The organism is Burkholderia sp. Ac-20365, assembly GCF_017104715.1.
Taxonomy (GTDB): Bacteria; Pseudomonadota; Gammaproteobacteria; order Burkholderiales; family Burkholderiaceae; genus Paraburkholderia.
Genome location: NZ_JAAGPI010000020.1, coordinates 87,295 through 104,755, shown reverse-complemented (window position 1 = coordinate 104,755; position 17,461 = coordinate 87,295). Strand labels below are relative to the sequence as shown.

19 protein-coding genes and 1 riboswitch are annotated in these 17,461 nt (G+C 63.4%); of the genes, 9 read left to right on the top strand and 10 right to left on the bottom strand.

The window, feature by feature from the left end; all coding sequences use genetic code 11:
- Positions 1-290 precede the first annotated feature (290 nt).
- The gene (locus G3O01_RS27505; RefSeq protein ID WP_205809785.1) at positions 291-656 is read right to left on the bottom strand and encodes a hypothetical protein; all 366 of its coding nucleotides are present in this window, start codon (positions 654-656) and stop codon (positions 291-293) included.
- A gap of 64 nt (positions 657-720) precedes the next feature.
- On the opposite strand from G3O01_RS27505, the gene thpR reads away from it, so the two are divergent.
- Entirely contained in the window at positions 721-1,341 is a 621-nt protein-coding gene (gene thpR, locus G3O01_RS27500) for an RNA 2',3'-cyclic phosphodiesterase (protein ID WP_205809784.1), read from the top strand.
- 11 nt (positions 1,342-1,352) lie between these two features.
- On the opposite strand, the gene G3O01_RS27495 is transcribed toward thpR, so the two are convergent.
- Together G3O01_RS27495 and G3O01_RS27490 are read right to left on the bottom strand one after the other, a co-directional pair.
- Entirely contained in the window at positions 1,353-2,612 is a 1,260-nt protein-coding gene (locus tag G3O01_RS27495; protein WP_205809783.1) for a D-amino acid dehydrogenase, read from the bottom strand.
- Positions 2,613-2,620: 8 nt separating this feature from the next.
- Positions 2,621-3,892, bottom strand: a complete 1,272-nt coding sequence (locus tag G3O01_RS27490; protein ID WP_205809782.1) for an MFS transporter — start codon at positions 3,890-3,892, stop codon at positions 2,621-2,623.
- A gap of 381 nt (positions 3,893-4,273) precedes the next feature.
- Between G3O01_RS27490 and G3O01_RS27485 the strand changes: the two genes are divergently transcribed.
- Complete coding sequence (locus G3O01_RS27485; protein ID WP_205809781.1) at positions 4,274-5,227, top strand: tyrosine-protein phosphatase; 954 nt, start codon at positions 4,274-4,276, stop codon at positions 5,225-5,227.
- A gap of 238 nt (positions 5,228-5,465) precedes the next feature.
- Here G3O01_RS27485 and G3O01_RS27480 read toward each other — a convergent pair whose 3' ends face one another.
- Positions 5,466-6,764, bottom strand: a complete 1,299-nt coding sequence (locus G3O01_RS27480) for an ATP-binding protein (protein ID WP_205809819.1) — start codon at positions 6,762-6,764, stop codon at positions 5,466-5,468.
- Between the two features lie 16 nt (positions 6,765-6,780).
- Positions 6,781-7,518 carry a response regulator gene (locus G3O01_RS27475; RefSeq protein WP_180729056.1) on the bottom strand — a complete coding sequence of 246 codons (738 nt, stop codon included), beginning with the start codon at positions 7,516-7,518 and terminating at the stop codon, positions 6,781-6,783.
- 408 nt (positions 7,519-7,926) lie between these two features.
- On the opposite strand from G3O01_RS27475, the gene G3O01_RS27470 reads away from it, so the two are divergent.
- From G3O01_RS27470 to G3O01_RS27455, 4 genes are all read left to right on the top strand, one after another.
- Positions 7,927-8,118: a hypothetical protein gene (locus G3O01_RS27470; RefSeq protein WP_205809780.1), complete on the top strand. Its 192-nt coding sequence runs from the start codon at positions 7,927-7,929 to the stop codon at positions 8,116-8,118.
- Positions 8,119-8,134: 16 nt separating this feature from the next.
- The gene (locus G3O01_RS27465; RefSeq protein WP_205809821.1) at positions 8,135-8,344 is read left to right on the top strand and encodes a DUF6726 family protein; all 210 of its coding nucleotides are present in this window, start codon (positions 8,135-8,137) and stop codon (positions 8,342-8,344) included.
- Positions 8,345-8,374: 30 nt separating this feature from the next.
- Complete coding sequence (locus G3O01_RS27460) at positions 8,375-9,100, top strand: hypothetical protein (RefSeq protein WP_205809779.1); 726 nt, start codon at positions 8,375-8,377, stop codon at positions 9,098-9,100.
- 73 nt (positions 9,101-9,173) lie between these two features.
- Positions 9,174-9,860: a flagellar basal body L-ring protein FlgH gene (locus G3O01_RS27455; protein ID WP_205809778.1), complete on the top strand. Its 687-nt coding sequence runs from the start codon at positions 9,174-9,176 to the stop codon at positions 9,858-9,860.
- 29 nt (positions 9,861-9,889) lie between these two features.
- Here the strand turns inward: G3O01_RS27455 and G3O01_RS27450 are convergent, their stop codons facing one another.
- Positions 9,890-10,636, bottom strand: coding sequence for a response regulator (locus G3O01_RS27450; RefSeq protein WP_205809777.1), 747 nt, complete (start codon positions 10,634-10,636; stop codon positions 9,890-9,892).
- Positions 10,637-11,214: 578 nt separating this feature from the next.
- Between G3O01_RS27450 and G3O01_RS27445 the strand changes: the two genes are divergently transcribed.
- Positions 11,215-11,379, top strand: a complete 165-nt coding sequence (locus G3O01_RS27445; RefSeq protein WP_205809776.1) for a hypothetical protein — start codon at positions 11,215-11,217, stop codon at positions 11,377-11,379.
- 211 nt (positions 11,380-11,590) lie between these two features.
- Here G3O01_RS27445 and G3O01_RS27440 read toward each other — a convergent pair whose 3' ends face one another.
- The 4 genes from G3O01_RS27440 to G3O01_RS27425 all read right to left on the bottom strand — a co-directional run bounded on the left by G3O01_RS27440 (position 11,591) and on the right by G3O01_RS27425 (position 15,389).
- A complete protein-coding gene (locus G3O01_RS27440) occupies positions 11,591-12,121 on the bottom strand; it encodes a hypothetical protein (RefSeq protein ID WP_241024310.1) in 531 nt (176 codons plus the stop codon).
- A 109-nt stretch (positions 12,122-12,230) separates the two neighbouring features.
- Entirely contained in the window at positions 12,231-12,689 is a 459-nt protein-coding gene (locus G3O01_RS27435; RefSeq protein ID WP_205809774.1) for a hypothetical protein, read from the bottom strand.
- Positions 12,690-12,885: 196 nt separating this feature from the next.
- On the bottom strand, positions 12,886-13,659 hold the full coding sequence (locus tag G3O01_RS27430) for an SDR family oxidoreductase (protein ID WP_205809773.1): 774 nt from the start codon (positions 13,657-13,659) through the stop codon (positions 12,886-12,888).
- Positions 13,656-15,389, bottom strand: a complete 1,734-nt coding sequence (locus G3O01_RS27425) for an ABC transporter ATP-binding protein/permease (protein WP_205809772.1) — start codon at positions 15,387-15,389, stop codon at positions 13,656-13,658. The genes G3O01_RS27430 and G3O01_RS27425 overlap by 4 nt, the downstream gene beginning before the upstream one ends.
- Before the next feature lie 317 nt (positions 15,390-15,706).
- Positions 15,707-15,817: riboswitch (TPP riboswitch) on the top strand.
- 237 nt (positions 15,818-16,054) lie between these two features.
- Here G3O01_RS27425 and G3O01_RS27420 point away from each other — a divergent pair.
- Together G3O01_RS27420 and thiS are read left to right on the top strand one after the other, a co-directional pair.
- The gene (locus tag G3O01_RS27420; protein ID WP_205809771.1) at positions 16,055-17,203 is read left to right on the top strand and encodes an FAD-dependent oxidoreductase; all 1,149 of its coding nucleotides are present in this window, start codon (positions 16,055-16,057) and stop codon (positions 17,201-17,203) included.
- Positions 17,204-17,213: 10 nt separating this feature from the next.
- On the top strand, positions 17,214-17,411 hold the full coding sequence (thiS, locus tag G3O01_RS27415; RefSeq protein WP_205809770.1) for a sulfur carrier protein ThiS: 198 nt from the start codon (positions 17,214-17,216) through the stop codon (positions 17,409-17,411).
- The last annotated feature ends 50 nt before the right edge of the window (positions 17,412-17,461 follow it).

Genomic DNA, 17,461 nt, shown 5'->3' with positions numbered 1-17,461 from the left:
GGCAACCTGCCTTTCACTGCCCGCTGCCAACGTTTCGAACTGGCTCATCACCCGCTTCACACTCCCGCGTCGCCACTCGCGCGATCAAATCTTCCACGTTCTATAGCGGCAAACTGTGTGTCGGCTTTCGCGCCGTACACGCATCACTCCGGACTGAAATGCAAGGCCGGTGTCGTAGGAGCGCTGAGGTGTGAAGCACTACGCCCTACACACAGTTTGCCACCTGGGCGGCCGCAATCATTCGCTGCCGCTGGCTGCGCTACGGGTGATCGAAGCGGGTGAGGCGCCGATTAGAAGGGTTGGCAACGGGCGATGACTGAGAAGTTGCCGTGTGAAGCGGAGGACCCGTTGGGGGCCCTCAGGCGGAGGTCAAGAACGGGCGGTGTTAGCCCGCTTTCTTTGCTTACTTTCTTTGCGGCGGCAAAGAAAGTAAGTGCCGCCCCGCACAGGGGCAACGCATGAAGCACCAGTAACAAATCGCGGATGCCAGCAAAAACAAAACCAAACCAACCCAGCGTCACAAGACAACCCAAAGCAAATGCGGCCGCGCACAGGGGCAACGCGTGAAGGGGCACATCACATCGCGGCCGCCGGCAAAAACCAAACCAAACCAAACCAAACCAAACCAAACCAAACCAAACGAGCGTCGCAGACACATCCCCACGCTCCCGCGCTAAAGTACAACCCTGCACCCCGCGCAAACGCTGGGAGACACCCCAAATGCAACGCACTGACCGCGAAGAACCCCGTGCGCCGGGCCCGGACGACCCACCATCCGCGAATGGCGAAGACACAGAGCCCGGCCAGCACGGCTACCAGCGCTGTTTCATAGCATTAGTCCCCGACAAAGCGACCCGCGACGCACTATCGGCGATCACCGTCCCCACTCCCGCGCGCCGCGTCCCATACGATCAACTCCACCTGACGGTGACGTTCATCGGCGTATTGCCGCAAGAAAAAACCGCATCGCTAATCGACGCACTCACCAGCGAGACCGTGCCGCTCAAGCTCACATCAGTGACAAAAATAGAACATTGGCCGCGTGCCTCGCACCCACGCCTGACGGTAGCAGCACTGGCAATGTCCGATGAGTTCATCGCATTGGACTGGCGCGTACGCTCGTCGATGATCGCGCTCGGCCTGCCCGTCGACGCCCGCGCGTTCCGCCCGCACGTGACGCTCGCGCGCTATCGGCACGATGCAGCAGCCGTCGGTCCCGCAACGGAATTGCAACAGGAACTGATCACGCGCTTCGAATCGTTGACGTTGTACTCGAGCACGCTAGCCCGCACGGGCGCACGCTACCGATCGCAGGCAAGCGTACCCGTCGTCTATGCATGAAGCGCCGCGCGTCAATACCGCGCCAGCGTCAGCCCATCCAGATCGATTTCCGGCGCGCGCTGCGTAACCAGATCCGCCACCACGCGCCCCGACCCCAGCGACATCGCCCATCCCGTCGAGCCGTGTCCGAGATTGATCCACAACCTGTCGATACCCGACGGCCCAAGCAAGGGCGCGCCATCCGGCGTCATCGGACGGCGTCCGACCCAGAAGTGCGCGGAAGAGGGCGCTGTAGCATGCGGGAACCAGTCGTCGAGCACTTTCATCAGCGTCTGCAGCGCCTGCTCGCGTAATGTCGTCTGCCGGTTGCCAAGCTCCGCCGTGCCCGCGACGCGCAGATTCGGCCCGAAACGCGTGATCGCCGTCTTCAGCGATTCGTCCATCAACGCCGCGCGCGGCGACTTCTCGTCATCGACGATCTGCAGCGTCGCCGAGTAACCCTTCACGGGATACAGCGGCACCTTCACGCCGAGCGGCGCGAGCAGTTCCGCGCTATCGACGCCCGCTGCCACCACCACAGCATTCGCCACCAGCGTTTCGCTTCCCGCCGCGCTCTCGACATGCACGCCATGCACCGAGCCGCCACGAACATCGAGCGACGTCACGCGTGTATCGAAGCGAAAGCGCACGCCGTTTGCCTCGCAGATCGCGCGCAGTTCACGCGTAAAACGTGCGCAGTCGCCCGCTTCGTCGTCGGGCAGATAGAGGCCGCTCACCGGCGCCTGACGCGCCCAGCGCAATCCCGGCTCGATCTCCGCGCATTCGCCCGCGCTCACTTCGCGATGCCTGATGCCGGCGTCGCGCAACACGGCAAGCGCCGGCTGCGCCATCTCGACGTCGAACTCGCTGCGAAAGAGTTGCAGATAACCCTGGCTGCGCCCGTACTCGAACGGATGATGTCCGCGAAACTCATGCAGACACTCGCGGCTGTAATACGCGATGCGCTGCATCCGCTGCTTGTTGACGCGAAAGCGCGCGAGATCGCATTCGCGCAGCCAGCGCGCGATCCAGCGCCATTGCGCGGGATCGAAGGTCGGCCGGAAGATCAGCGGTGAGGCAGGCTTGAACAGATACTTCAGGATCTTGAACGGCATGCCGGGCGCAGCCCACGGCGTCACGTAGCCGGGTGCGATCACGCCCGCGTTGCCGAAGCTCGTCGCGAGCGCAACGTCGGATTCGCGTTCGATCACGGTGACGTCGCAGCCGCGCTCGCGCAGGTAGAAGGCAGTGGCGACACCGATGATGCCGCCGCCGAGAACGATCGTTTGCATGGATGGTATTACACGTGTTCCGCCGATTTCGCGGCTTCGGCTGCCAGCGATTTGCCCTTCGTTTCAGGCAGCGCCAGCGCCGCGACGACGACGAGCAGATAGCCCGCGCCCGCGACGATGCCGATTGCCTTCACGAGCGTCATCGTTTGCGACAGCGTGCCGACCAGAATCGGAAAGAACGAGCCGACACCGCGCCCGAGGTTATAGCAGAAACCTTGTCCCGACCCGCGTATCGCATTCGGATACAGCTCTGATAGATACGCACCGACGCCCGCGAATATTCCCTGCACGACGATGCCGAGCGGAAAACCGAGCAGCAGCATCGCGGCATCGGTGATGGGCAGCATCGTGTAGACCATGCCGAGCAGGAACGAGCCGATCGCAAACAGGATGAACGACCCGCGCCGGCCGATCTTGTCCGAAAGAATCGCGCCGACGATATACCCGATGAACGAGCCGACGATCAGCACGACCAGATAACCGCTCGTGTTGAACACGGACAGATGGCGCACCGTCTTCAGATACGTGGGCAGCCACGTCGTGATCGCGTAATAGCCGCCCAGCATGCCGCTGCACAGCGCGCTGCCGAGTATCGTCGTCTTCAGGTGCGCGCGGGAGAAAATCTGCAGGAAGTGCGCGGTGTCGAAGTCGCTTTCGCGCGCGCGGCGCGTTGCGAGGTAAATCTCGGGATCGCTGACGTTGCGGCGAATGTAGATGATCCAAAGCGCGGGCACGATGCCGATCCAGAAGCACGCGCGCCACGCATATTCTTCGGGCAGCAGCGCGAAGAACGCCCAGTAGAGAATCGCCGCCGCGCCCCAGCCGAACGACCAGCTGCTCTGCACGGTGCCGACCGCTTTCGCGCGATGCTGCGGCGAGCGGATCGTCTCCGCCATCATGATCGTCACCACCGACCATTCACCGCCAAAGCCGATGCCTTGCAAGGTACGCGTCGTCAGCAGTTGCCAGAAGTTGTGCGTGAAACCGGACAGGCAGGTGAAGAGGGCGAAGGTGGCGATCGTCCATTGCAGCACGCGGATGCGGCCGTAGCGGTCAGCGAGGATACCCGCGAGCCAGCCGCCTATCGCCGACGAAATCAGCGAACTCGTTGCGATCATGCCCGCTTCGCTTTTCGACATGCCCCACGCCGCGATCAACGTCGGAATCAGGAACGAGTAGATCATGAAGTCGAATGCATCGACCGCATAACCGCCGAAGCCGGCGTAGAGCGTGCGGCGCTCGCGCGTCGACAGTTCTGTAAACCACTGAAATGACGCCATCCCCTCTCCTCTGTTCCCTATACGTGGGTTTGCTGTTGTGATTCGGGCGTTGTGACGGGCGTGCCGCAAGTGGTTTGTATTCTACGGTCCGCGTCGATTGCGGCCAATGCACGAAAAAAAGCGGGAAAAATGCGGTACAAGGGTGTGCCGATCGCTCACACGGCAGAAACGAAAGACGACACGCCAACATTCCGAATTCTTACTGACTGCTACCGTGTAACCCTTGAACTGTTTTCGTCCATTACACTGCACGTCGGCGCCGTAAGTGATCGACCAAAGCGGTCGGTCACGCCGTCTGTCGGCTGGTCAAACCTGCACGCGAACTGCGTGCGTCTTTCGCATCTGCGCGCGGCAATCGCGCTGCACCTTGTAGACACAACGATGACTTCCTCTGCGAAAGCGGATATTTCATTCGCCGCTGCGCATGATCTCCACGCCTTACCACTCGCGTCGCTGCCAGCGCACGCGCAACTCGCTTCGCGCCGTCGCTTTCTGAAGAGCACGGCCGGCGCGCTGCTGCTTTCTGGCATGGGGAGCACGCTGCTGACGGCGTGCGGCGGCAACAATGCCGGTTCGGACCAGGCGCCGACGCCGCGTCTCGCCACGCTGGAAAACTTTCGTGACGTGGGCGGCACGGCGGCCGGTTATCCGACCGTCGATGGCCGCGTCGTGCGGCGTAATGCTTTCTTTCGCTCGAATGCGTTGACGGAAAACACCGCTGACGCCGCCGTACTTAATTCACTCGGCATCGCGGCCGTCTACGATCTGCGCACGCCCGGAGAGATCGAGCGCGCATCCGATGTGCTGCCCGCCAACGCGCAGTACATGAAGATCAACGTCACCGGACGCGAAGATTTAATGATGCCCGCAGCGGATAGCGCGGGAAGCGCCGCATCGGCGATGGAAAACGCGCAGCGGCAGTACGTGATGGACCCCGTGCATCGCATGGCGTTCGGCTCGCTGCTGTCGCAACTCGCGAGCACGCCGGGGCCGCAACTGATTCATTCGCGCGCGGGCAAGGACCGCGCGGGCTGGGCGGCGGCGCTGCTGCTGAGCATCGCGAACGTGCCGTTCGACATCATCATGCAGGACTATCTGCTGTCGAACACCTATCTGGCGAATTCGATTTCGGCGAGCGTCGAGGCGCGCCGGCAGGAAGGCGGCGATCTTGCCGCGAACATCGAGAAGACGCTGGCGAGCGTGCAGAGCAGCTTTTTGCAGGCATCGTTCGATCAGGTGCAGGCCAGCTACGGCACGATGTCGGGCTACCTGACGCGCGGGCTCGGCCTCGCGCAATCGACAGTCGATAACCTGCGCGACCGCCTGCTTCTCTGACTTTTCTCCCGCACAAAGAAAAAACGGCCCGTCCCAGGTGGCAGCGGGACGGACCGAACAGGGAGGCGCCGAGGACGCCGGATTGCACTATAGGCCGGGATCAGGTCGGAAAGGCGCAACCGTAAGGCAAGGTAAGTGCAAGCGCAGCGGCGCGTAATGTCGGTAATGCGTTCAGTAACGCGCGTCGGTAACGTGGTCAGTAACGCGCTTCGATAAAGCGCGTGATCTGCGCGCCGTTTCAGGCGTCGACGGGCACGACGAACGGCAGTGCGATGCGCACATGCAGCCCGCCTTCCGGATGATTCTCCACGGTGCATTTGCCGCCGCGATGATGCGCGAGCCGCACGACGATCGCGAGCCCCAACCCGCAATGTCCTTCGCCGCCGCGTGCTGCGTCGAGCCGCACGAACGGCTTCATCGCGGCCGCGATGCGGTCTTCGGGAATGCCGGGGCCATGATCGCGGACATCGATGATCCATTGCTGCTCATCGCGCGAAGTGGCGATGTCCACGGGCGGCGCGCCGTGCTCGAACGCGTTGTCGACGAGATTCGTGACGAGCCGGTCCAGCAGCGTGCGCGGCAGCGTGAAGCGCGGACCGGCGCGCAGATCGAGCTTGAATAGCGGCGCTTCGCCGCTGTCGCCTTCGTCATTTTCGTTGCCGTCCGTGGCGGAAAACTGCTCGCGCAGAAAGCCGTCCACTTCCGTCATCGGTCCCGATTCCGCCGATTGTCCTGCGAACTCCAGAAACTGCTGCACGATATTCGTGAGCGAATCGACGTCGCGGATCAGACCCGCGCGCTCGTTTTCATCGGCGAGCACGCTCGCGCGCAATTTCAGGCGTGTAAGGGGCGCTTTCAGATCGTGCGCGACGCCGGCCAGCATCACGGCCTGATCGTCGCCCGCTTCGTTCAGGCGCCGCATCATGTCGTTGAACGAACCGATCAGATCGCGCAATTCGCGCGGCCCCTGTTCGGAAACGGGCTCGGGTCGCGCGCCCGCGCCGAACGCGCGCGCCGCGTGCGCGACGCGCGTGAGCGGCCGCTGCATCTGCCACACCGCGAGCAGCGACAGCAGCAGCGCAGCCAGCAGCATCGACACGGATTCGATCACGAAGCGCGGACGCGGCGGCACATCGACGGGTATCACGACCCACATCGACTTGCGCGGAAAACGCACCCACAGACGCGGCAAATGCGTGTCGTCGACGGCGATTTCGGTGCCGGGCGGCAGGCTCGCGCGCAGATGGCGCGTGAGCTCGACGAACGGCTTGCGCGTGGGCGGTTCGAGATGGACGGTGGCCGGCATGTTCCATGTCGGCACGAGATGCACGCGCAGCGCGGGCGCAACGTCGGCGCCGTTGACGGGCTCGCCGTTTGCGGCCTGCAGCGCGAGCAGAATGCCGCGCGCGTAGCCGTCCACTTCGTGATGCGGCGGCTGCATCACGACGAGCACGAACCAGCCTGCCTGAATTGCAAACAGCACCGCCGACGACAGCAACGCCATCCTGCCGAACAGCGTATTCAGCGGATTCCTGATGCGGGTCACGCGAGCGTCACGCGGGGTCGGCGGCGAAGGGCGCGCCGTTCGGGTCAGCGTCGGGGACGAAGACATAGCCTTTGCCGCGCACCGTCTGCACGTAGCACGGATTGGACGGATCGTTTTCGATCACGCGGCGCAGGCGCCAGATCGGCACGTCGAGGCTGCGATCACGGAACGGCAGGTCGTCGCGATGCACGAGATCGTGAATCAGCACGCGCGACAGCACCTTGTACGGATTGTTGACGAAGATCTTCAGCAGCGCGAACTCGCTGTCGCGCAGCGTGACGCGCGTTTCGTCGCGCGACAGCGTGCGCGTGGCGAAGTCCAGTTCGAACGGGCCGAAGCGATAACGCTTGCGTGCTTCGGGCGCGCTCGTCGTGGCCGGGCCGCGCCGGCGCAAGACGGTCTGGATGCGCGCGAGCAGCTCGCGTGGATCGAAAGGCTTCGTAATATAGTCGTCGGCGCCGAGCGACAGCCCGATGATGCGATCGGCCACTGTGCCGCGCGCCGTCACGAAGATAACGGGAATGTCGTCGCCGGCCGCACGCAGCGCGGTGAGCGCGCGCAGGCCGTCGGTGTTCGGCATCATGATGTCGAGCACGACGACGGAAGGCCGCTCCCGTTCGAGACGCCGTTGCAGATGCGTGCCGTCATGCAGCACGGATGCATCGTAGCCATTCGATTGCAGGAAGCGGCAAAGCAGATCGCGCACGACGGGATCGTCGTCGACGATGAGGACCTGTGGATTCATACCGAAATTCTAGTCTGGCATTGCTTGTCGGCGCTCACCGGTTTTCTTACCAACACTTACGCAAACTCTCAGGCAGGGCGCACTTGCCGCGCGACTTCGCAAGCCTTCCTTGCGCGGCGCGGCAGTGCGGCCTGTCGCGTGCGTTGTAGTCCGCAATATTTCCTCGCGCGTGCATGTCCGATCCGGCGCGAAAGCATTTGTGTTTTACGCAGTTGGAAAGATTTCGCGTGCATTCGCAAGCGGTCGTAAGTACCTCGGAAATCCGTGCGTTGCTTGAGCCATCGTGGATACGGCACAGACGGGATCATTCGTCACGCCACAAGCCGTCGTGCGTTTCTTACGCGGAGAAAATTTCTGCGTACGGACGTGCGGCGATTCCGAAGACTCTCGCACTTCACGAGGTTTGCCATGACTGTCCAGAACAATCACTTCAACACACAACTGTCGAGCATCGCGCGTCCGACGGCGACCGAACGGCCGGCCGCGCGCGGCACGTCGTCGACGGCTACCGCCCCGGCATCGGGCGACAAGGGCGGCGCAGCGCAGACGCCGGTCGCGCCGGGTGGTCTCGTCGGCAATCACGTCAATACGACGGCCTGACGTTGCGGAGTTCGCCGTGCCGAAATCACGCTTTTTCACGCATGCACGACGCGCAGTGACACGTCTTGCGATGTGGTCGGCCGTGGGCGCGGCGGTGCTGCCGCTCGACGGTTGTGCCGTCGCGGCGCTGCCGTGCCGGCTGACTTCGGCGACGCTGAAGATTCTGCCCGTCGTCGGCCATGTGGCCGCGACGCCGTTCGACGCCTGTGCGGCAGCCATCGACTGAGCTGCTTCCATCGATTACGCGAGGCGAGCCATGCAACTCACTTCGATCGGGCGCGTGCTGACTGCCTGCGCCGTGGCTGTGTCCTGTGCATTCGCGCCCATCGCGGTGCGTGCGCAGAACATGTTGTCGCCGCAACAGGCGGCCGCGTTGCGCATGTCCGCGGCGAGCGTGAAAAAGCGCACCGTGGACAAGCCGTACGCGTTTCGCGGCATTGCGCTGGGCATCACGCTCGACGAGTTTCGCGCCGGCTCGCGTGTGCGCGCAACGCCGATCGGCAGTGTGCCAGTGTGCGAGACCGACAACGCTGCGGGTTCGCTCGGCATGCGGCTGAAGACCTCGCAGAGCCTCACGATTGCGTGCCAATGGGCGCATCGCGCGGCGGATGGCTGGCAAGTGTCGCGCGCCGTCGTCGATGGTTCGCCTGCCGACGAGCATGTGCTGCGCTTCGTGCGCGTCGATGGGCAGAGCGCGTTCCGGCTGTACGAGATTTCTTTCGTGATCGACGAGATCACGGCTGACGATCTGCGCGACGCATTCGAGGACCGCTACGGCGCGCCGCGCGCGTCGACGCAGGTCACCTCGCCGACGGCGGGCGCGTTGCCCGTCTACATCTGGGAAAACGACGTGAGTTCGATCACGTTGTGCCTGTTGCCCGCGACGCACAACGCGACGCTTACCTACCTGCTGAAAGATCCCGACGCGTATATGAAGTCGGTCGTGCGGCAGTGGCAGGCGAGCAGTCCCGACGCTGGCTGACGACCTGTTCGCATCAGTTTTCCAACCGTTTTATCGCTTGATTGCTTCATCACACGCAGGGGCACGACACATCATGAACGCCATGCATATGCCACGCGCGGTTGCCGTGCTGACCAGCACCGCTGCTTTCTGTGCGCTCGCCGCTTGCGGCAGCACGAAAGACTCGATCGTCGACACGCCGATGCTGCCGCCGCTTTCCACGGCGCCGCTGAACGTGAACACACAGGGCGCGATCTATCAGGCGGGCACGGGCATCCTGCTGTACGAGACGCCGCGCGCGCAGCATATCGGCGATGTGCTGACCATCCGCCTGTCCGAGTCGTACACCGGCTCGAATAGCGCGAACGCGCAGGCGAGCCGCGCGAGCGACATCACCGCGGAAGCCGCCGACAAATCGACGGGCACGGCGGCGCGTCTTGCGCGGCTGTTCAACATCGGCTCGGCGAGCACGACGTTCAAGGGGCAGGGTTCGATTGCCGACACGAGCGGCATGACAGGCACGCTGGCCGTCACGGTGATCGGCACGATGCCGACGGGCAATCTGGTCGTGTCGGGCGAGAAGGTAATTTCGATGGCCGGCAACCGTGACCGGCTGCGTCTGTCGGGCATCGTGAACCCGAAGGACATCGAGTATGGCAATTACGTCGCGTCGAGCAAGGTAGCGAACGCGCGCATCGAGCAGGCGGGCCAGGGCATGCTGGCCGATTCGACGACGCTTGGCTGGCTGCAGCGCATGTTCATGAGCGTGTTGACGTTCTGATTGCCTGCACGCTGCGGCGTGGCCTTCCGTCAGAGATTGGCGACGGGTGCGTCGTAGCGTTCCGCTGCACCGATTTCGCCATCGGGCACGAACACATAGCCTTTGCCCCACACCGTCTGCACATAGCGTGGCTCGGACGGGTCGACTTCGATCAGACGACGCAGACGCCAGATCGACACATCGAGACTGCGGTTGCGATGCGTATCGGTACCGCCGTGCAGCTTTTCGAGCAGTTGCGCGCGCGTGAGGACTGTCATCGCGTGCGAGACGAACACTTTGAGCATGGCGAATTCGCTTGAACGCAGCGCGATACGCTCACCGTCGCGGCGCAACTCGCGTGCGGGGAAATTCACTTCGAAGCGGCCAAAACGATACGGCGCCCGGTTTTCCGGCGCGCTAGGTGCCGCGCTTTCGCGTCGGCGCAGCACGCTGCGGATACGCGCGACGAGTTCGCTGGGATCGAAAGGCTTGCCGAGGTAATCGTCGGCGCCGAGTTCGAGACCGATCACGCGATCGATCACATCCGCGCGCGCGGTGAGCAGGATCACGGGGATGTTGTCGCCAGCGAGACGCAGCGCGCGCAGGGCGCTGATACCGTCCAGCTCCGGCATCATGATGTCGAGCACGACCAGCGCCGGGCGCTCGCGCTGCAATGCCTGTTGCAGGGCCATGCCGTTCTCGAGCACCGATACCGAGAAGCCCCGGCCTTGCAGATAGTCGCGGACGATGTCGCGGACGACGGGGTCGTCGTCGACGACCATAATGGATGAGTTCATTCCGGCGATAGTAGTTTCTGTGCGCTTCGCGCGGAAGGTTTGGGTGCTTTCGAAATCTTTCCTTCGTAAGAGGTGGGGTTGGGGTTTGTCTTTCGACGTTGGGGTTGGTTTGGTTTTGTTTTTGCTTTTGCTTTTGCTTTTGCTTTTGCTGGCATCCGCGTTTCGTTACTGGTGCTTCAAGCGTTGCCCCTGTGCGGGGCGGCACTTACTTTCTTTGCCGCCGCAAAGAAAGTAAGCAAAGAAAGCGGGCTAACACCGCCCGTTCTTGACCGTTGCCTGAGGGCCCCCAACGGTTCCTCTACTTCAAACGGCAACTTCTCAGTCACCGCGCGTTGCCAACGCTTCGAACGAGCGCCTCACCCACTTTAATTACCCGTAGCGCAACCAGCGGCAGCGAATGATCACGGCCGCCCAGGTGGCAAACTGTGTGTCGGTCGTAGTGCTTCACACCTCAGCGCTCTTACGACACCGATTGTGCTTTTCAGTCCGGAGTGATGTGTGTACGCCGCGACAGCCGACACACAGTTTGCCGCTATAGAACGTGGGCGATTTGATCGCGCATGCGTCGACGCGGGAGCGTGAAGCGGGTGATGCGTCTGGCAAGAGAGTTGGCAGCGGGCATCGAGAAGAGTGATGCCGCGAACAGGACGGGGCTGTTGGGGGCCCGTGGGCAGGAAGAAAAGTTGGCGGTGTTCAGCGGCTTTCTTTTGCCTACTTTTCTTTGCCGCGGCAAAGAAAAGTAGGTGCCGCCCCGCACAGGGGCAACGCATGAAGCAGGCAAGACAACTCGCGGATGCCAGCGAAAACACAGGCAAACCGAACCAGCGTCGCAAGACAAAGACAAAGACAAAAACAAAAACAAAAACAAAGAACAAATGCCGCCCCGCACAGGGGCAACGAGTAAAGGGGTAAATCACATCGCGATCGCCAGCGAAAAAAAGGCCTGCGCAGCAACTAATTCCCAATTGCCGAAGAAGTCTGAATAGTCTCAGACTGCAAATTCTCAACGCGATTTACGACCATCCTGTCGATCAACCCATCGAGCTTCACCGAAGCGCTAGAAAACCGGTCAACCCCGAGCCCGCCCGTCTGATATCGGGCAGTAACAAGAATCCGCCCATGCTGGATCAGCGTGAGATCGATCATCGACAGATACTGGATCGCCTCATCGCTAAACGACCGTCGCCCATAATCGACAGACGCGTTATAGACAAGCCGCGCCTCGCAACTGGCAGGCGACGTCCCAGGGTTATACACGTCCGAGCGGATCCCACGCTTATCCAGCGCAAGCTGCAACGCCGGCACGAAGTCGCCAACCGACACCATCTGGTTCACTTCGATACACACGGTACTGATCTTCGCCGGCCTCCCATTGATGAAAGTCGGCGACGAATAGTTCGATGCAATCGCGTACCCCGCCTGAATCACCGAGCCCGTCGCGTCGGCTGCCGTGATCAGCGTCCACGCACAGCCGCTCAGCGACATCAGGGACAACGCCGCGAGCACGATCCGCAAAAAATGCGCGAATGAAGAGCCAGTCACGATGCGCTCGCAGGCAGGTTTATCGAAGGGTCGTCAGGACGGATACGAACGCTCAGCGCGCAATGCGCAGGCGCAGTTCGTTCTGGCCTTGTACGCTCGCCGTCACGCTCACGCGGCGGTCAGCCGTCTTCACGATGAAGTGCTGGCGCGTCGGCGTGTTGAGGTCGTGCACGACGTTCGGAAAGCACGCGGCAATGTCCGCACCGATTTCTTCGAGCGGATCGTTGACGAAGCCGTCGGCTTCCCAGTGCGCGCGGAACGTGCAGTCGTACGAGTGCGAGCTCGCGCGGCAATCTTCAATAGGGTCGACGCCCGGCAGCTTCGCGGCCGGCTCGTCGCGCAGCTTCTTGAAGTCGGCGGACGACACGATGTGCGACAGCGCAGGGCACACATCAGCGGGTTCAGCCTGCTTCGCCGGCGTGATCTGCGCAGCGTTGGCAGCGGTCGCGAACAGCAGCGCGGCCATGAAAGACAGGCGGGAAAGCGAGGGGAGGCGGCGGTCGAATGACATGGCAGGTATTTCCAGTGACGTTGAACATGCATTGCGGGCGGCGCCAGGGGAGCGTTTGGCCCACGATGCAATCGTCGCTGGAATTGCGCGCGCACAAAGCACGGAACAGCGCGTACGCTTCGAGAGTGCTTTCCAACTGTTCGAGAATCTTTCCGGATGTTGCGTCGACGGACGGCGCGTAAGAGTCGCGCGTCAATCAGCCGAGCGTCAGGCCGCCGTCGACATGGATCACCTGACCCGTGATGTGCCGCGCGGAATCGGAAAGCAGGAAGGCGATTAGTGCGGCGATATCGTCGGGCTCGGCGACGTGGCCGAGCGGCGTTGCTTCCGCCGCACGCGCCCAGGCAGGCGCGTTTTCCGCGCTCGGCCCGCGATCCTTGCGCGTGTAGCCGGGCGCAACGCAATTCACCGTGACGCCGTGCGGCGCGAGTTCGGCCGCTGCCGTTTTCGCCAGCGATTCGAGCGCGGCTTTCGCGGCAGCCGTCGCAGCAAACGGCGAGTCCATTCGATAACGATGTGCGACGAACGAGCTGACGGCGACGATGCGTCCGCGCTTCGATGTTTCGAGCGCAGGTGCCGCGCGTTTGATGAGCGCGGCGAACGCGGCGGGCATCGCCGCGAACGACTCCGCAAGCGATTCGATATCGAGTGTGCCGATGCTCTGACGCTGCGCGTGTCCCGCGTTGGCGACGATCTGATCGAGCGCGCCGAAACGCGCCAGCGTCTGATGAACCGCATGTTCGGATGCGCCGCGTTCAGCGAGGTCGCCGAGCACGGTGGCGCAGGTCGCGCCGCTCGTCGCGCAGCTTGCCGCGACTTCATCGAGTCGCGTGCGCGACGCGGCGTCGGCACCGCGCGCATGCAACATCAGCGCGACGCGTGGCGCCGCGATGCGCCGGGCGAGCGCGGCGCCGATGCCGGAGCCTGCGCCCGTCACCAGCACGACGCGCTCGAACGACGCGTCGCTCACGCCGCTACGCGCTCGACCGCGCGCTCGATGAACAGCGTCTGGTCGTGGAACGCTTCGAGCGTCTTGCGATGCGCGACGCTCACGATGGCCGCGTTCGGCAGGCGCTCGATCAACGCGTTGTAGATGATGCTTTCGTTGTCGGGATCGAGCGCGCTGGTCGCTTCGTCGAGGAACAGGAAGTCCGGTTGCTGCAGCAACGCGCGCGCAGCCGCGAGACGCTGCTGCTCACCCGGCGACAGGGAACGCTCCCAGTGCGCCGATTCGCCCAGTCGATCCGCGAGTTCCGGCAGACGGCAAACCGTGAGCACTTCGCGGCACGCTTCATCCGAAAACGCGGAGGCATCTGACGGATAGCAGAGCGCGCCCTTCAGCGTGCCGATGGGCAGATAGCTGCGCTGCGGGATGAACAGCAGCTTCGCATCGGCGGGCTTTTCGATCGTGCCTTCGCCGAACGGCCATAGGCCTGCGAGCGAGCGCAGCAGCGTGCTCTTGCCCGCGCCCGACGGACCGCGCACCAGCCAGCGCGATTTCGGAGCGATACGGAACGAACCGACGTTCGCCATCGGCTCGCCGTCGGGGCGCTGCAGACGCAGGTTCGTGACGTCGATCGAATCGGTATCCGTGACATGCACGTTGATGCCGCCATGTGCAGTGCCTTCGACAACCGACTCGTGCAGATGCTGCGAAGTCATCACGCGGTGGAATTCCCGCAGACGGTTGACGGTGGCGCGCCACTCGGCGAGCGAATCGTAATTATTGATGAACCAGGAGAATGAATCGCTGACCGTGCCGAACGCGCCCGTCACCTGCTGATAGACGCCGAGCGAAATCGACTTCGAGAAGTACTTCGGCGCAGCGGCGATATACGGGAACACGATCGCCAGCTGCGAGTAGCTGATGACGACGATGTTAAAGCGCCGCGTGAAGCGCATGATCAGACGCCAGTTGTCGCGGATATGACCGAACACGCCTTTGAGCTGCTGCTCTTCGGAACGCTCGCCCTGATACAGCGCGATCTGGTCGGCGTTCTCACGAATGCGGATCAGCGAGAAACGGAAGTCGGCTTCGACGCGCTGCTGCTGGTAGTTGATCGACACCAGCGGATGGTTGACCTTATGCGTGACCCACGAACCGATCGCGGCATAGATCAGCGCGGCCCACACCATATAGCCCGGTATCGAGATTTCGGTGCCGAACGCGTGGAACGCCAGCGCGCCCGACAGGTTCCACAGGATCACGATGAACGAGAACAGTGTGACCGTCGTCGACAGCAGTCCGAGCGACAGATTCAGCGTTGCGCTGGCGAGACCTTGCAGGTCGGCGGAAACCCGCTGGTCGGGGTTGTCGGCGAGGCTGTCGCGCTCGATCCGGTAGTACGCGCGGTCGCCGAGCCACTCGTTCAGATAGCGGTTGGTGAGCCATTGCCGCCAGCGGAATTCGAGCATCTGGCGGAAATACGTCCGGTACGAGCCAAGCAGGATCAGCGCAAGCGCGATGACCGTGAACTGCAGCAGCGAGTATTTAAAGACGGGGTAGTTGTACTGCTGGATCGCGTCGAAGAACGTGCGCTGCCAGCTGTTGAACCAGACGTTGGCGGCGACCATCGTCATGTTCATCGCGATGACGAGCGCGAGCAGCCCCCACGCCTTCCATCGATCCTCGGACACCCAGTAGGGCTTGATGAGGCCCCACGCGGTGATGTCCGCCGGATTGTTTGAGTTGTCGATCATAAGCGTCCTTTGATACGGTCGGCCCGAGCGGCGGGGCGATGCCCTGCGTAGCCGCATTGTGCTGCCGTTGCTCGCCGTCGGGTGTGGCCCAGGCTGCGATTGTTCCGGCAGCGACTTAATCTGAACTTAAGCGGACGTTTCACCGTGCCTCTGGCCCGCGTGGGCAACCCGACAAAGGCCTTGCAGTGGCGCGGCATTCCGTCCGCATTGACGCGTGCCATTGTGCCAGAGCAACCAGCAAGCTCGCCAAAATCAGCCGCGGCCGATTGTGGTCTGCCCGGGTTTGCGGCGCGCGCGGCTTTTATGGTCTAATGGTCCGGACGAAACAGGGGTGCTTCGTGCGCGGGCTGTTACTGCGGCGAGGCTGAGAGAGACCCTTCGCACCCGATCCGGGTAATACCGGCGCGGGAAGTTTTCGGGAAGTATTTCCTGGAAGTTCTCCTTCCGCCGGGGCGGCGTTCCCTTTGAGCGCCCCATGCCCGGCCGGCCTTGCCCGCCGCGTTTTCGTCCTTGAATCGTCCTTGGGTACGAGCACTTTTGCCGTACGGAAAGGATTCGATGACCGCTCATTCTTCAGTTATTTGCTTCATTGCTGCGGGTTTCGCACGTCGTTGCGCCGTGGGCGCGCGGTTTGCGGCGTCCGGGCTTTGCTTCGGAGCCACACGATGAGGACTTCTGCTCAACCGGATTTCGCCGTGATCGGCGGCGGGCTGTGCGGGCGTCTGGTTGCGTGGCAGCTCGCGGGCGAAGGGCATCGCGTCGCGCTGTACGAGCGCGGCGACGCTGCCGGTTCGCAGGCGGCCGCGTGGGTCGCCGCCGCGATGCTGGCGCCGCTCGCCGAAGCCGCCAGCGCCGAACTGCTGATTACGCGGCTGGGCGCGGCGTCGCTGGAAACATGGCCGACCTTGCTCGCGCAATTGCCCGAGCCGGTGTTCTTCCAGCGCAACGGCTCGCTGATCGTCTGGCATCACAGCGATCGCGCCGAAGCGCCGCTGTTCGAACGCCGTCTGCGCGCGAACGCGCCCGCCGAACTGCTCGATGGCGGACTGGTGGCGCTGGCTGGCGCTCAGGTCGGCGCGGCCGAGCCGGCGCTCGCTGGCCGTTTCACGCAAGGCTGGCTGCTCCCGCACGAAGGTCAACTCGATAACCGTCAGGTGCTGGCTGCGCTGGCGGCGGGGCTGGCCGAGCGCGGCGTCGACACGCACTGGAACGTGACGATCGACGACAACGCGCTGCCGCCCGCGAAGATCACGATCGATTGCCGCGGCCTGGGTGCGAAGCCCGTCATGCCGACGCTGCGCGGTATCCGCGGCGAAGTCGCGCGTGTGCACGCGCCGGGCATCGATCTGACGCGACCCGTGCGGCTGCTGCATCCGCGCTATCCGCTCTATATCGCGCCGAAGCAGAACGATCTGTATGTGATCGGCGCGACGGAAGTCGAAGGCGAGGACATGTCGCCCGTGAGCGTGCGCTCGGCGCTTGAACTGCTGAGCGCGGCGTTCTCGGTGCACCCCGGTTTCGGCGAGGCGCGCATTCTCGAACTGAACTCGCAATGCCGGCCGACGCTGCCCGATCATCGTCCCGTGTTGTTGTGGGACGGCGCGGCCACGCTGCGCGTGAACGGGCTGTATCGGCATGGCTATATGATCGCGCCCGAAGTCGCGGGCGAAGCGGTGCGGCTCGCGTCGGCGCTGCTCGACGGCCGTGTCGCCGATGCCGACGGTTTCGCCGACTGGCAGCGCAATGCGCGCTGGAATGAACTGTTCCGGCTCGATGGCGCGCACGCGCAGTCTGCGGCCACACTCAACGTTTGAATACAGAACCATGGATATCCAGATCAACCAGAAGCCGCTGTCGCTGCCCGAAGGCGCGACCGTCGCCGACGCGCTCAGCGCGTATGGCGCGCGGCCGCCGTTCGCCGTCGCGCTGAACGGCAATTTCGTCGCGCGCACGCAGCATGCGGCGCGCGCACTGCAAGCGGGCGACAAGCTCGACGTCGTGCATCCCGTCGCGGGCGGCTAAGGCCAGGCCAGGCCAAGCCACGCGACGCAAGCCACAGACAAGGAATCACA

Excerpts from the sequence above, each read along its gene's own strand:
- thpR (WP_205809784.1), top strand. The coding sequence starts at position 721 with ATGCAACGCACTGACCGCGAAGAACCCCGTGCGCCGGGCCCGGACGAC.
- thiS (WP_205809770.1), top strand. The coding sequence starts at position 17,214 with ATGGATATCCAGATCAACCAGAAGCCGCTGTCGCTGCCCGAAGGCGCG.
- G3O01_RS27425 (WP_205809772.1), bottom strand. The coding sequence starts at position 15,389 with ATGATCGACAACTCAAACAATCCGGCGGACATCACCGCGTGGGGCCTC.
- G3O01_RS27420 (WP_205809771.1), top strand. The coding sequence starts at position 16,055 with ATGAGGACTTCTGCTCAACCGGATTTCGCCGTGATCGGCGGCGGGCTG.
- G3O01_RS27440 (WP_241024310.1), bottom strand. The coding sequence starts at position 12,121 with ATGTCGCTGAGCGGCTGTGCGTGGACGCTGATCACGGCAGCCGACGCG.
- G3O01_RS27485 (WP_205809781.1), top strand. The coding sequence starts at position 4,274 with ATGACTTCCTCTGCGAAAGCGGATATTTCATTCGCCGCTGCGCATGAT.
- G3O01_RS27495 (WP_205809783.1), bottom strand. The coding sequence starts at position 2,612 with ATGCAAACGATCGTTCTCGGCGGCGGCATCATCGGTGTCGCCACTGCC.
- G3O01_RS27450 (WP_205809777.1), bottom strand. The coding sequence starts at position 10,636 with ATGAACTCATCCATTATGGTCGTCGACGACGACCCCGTCGTCCGCGAC.
- G3O01_RS27435 (WP_205809774.1), bottom strand. The coding sequence starts at position 12,689 with ATGTCATTCGACCGCCGCCTCCCCTCGCTTTCCCGCCTGTCTTTCATG.
- G3O01_RS27470 (WP_205809780.1), top strand. The coding sequence starts at position 7,927 with ATGACTGTCCAGAACAATCACTTCAACACACAACTGTCGAGCATCGCG.
- G3O01_RS27460 (WP_205809779.1), top strand. The coding sequence starts at position 8,375 with ATGCAACTCACTTCGATCGGGCGCGTGCTGACTGCCTGCGCCGTGGCT.
- G3O01_RS27475 (WP_180729056.1), bottom strand. The coding sequence starts at position 7,518 with ATGAATCCACAGGTCCTCATCGTCGACGACGATCCCGTCGTGCGCGAT.
- G3O01_RS27455 (WP_205809778.1), top strand. The coding sequence starts at position 9,174 with ATGAACGCCATGCATATGCCACGCGCGGTTGCCGTGCTGACCAGCACC.
- G3O01_RS27490 (WP_205809782.1), bottom strand. The coding sequence starts at position 3,892 with ATGGCGTCATTTCAGTGGTTTACAGAACTGTCGACGCGCGAGCGCCGC.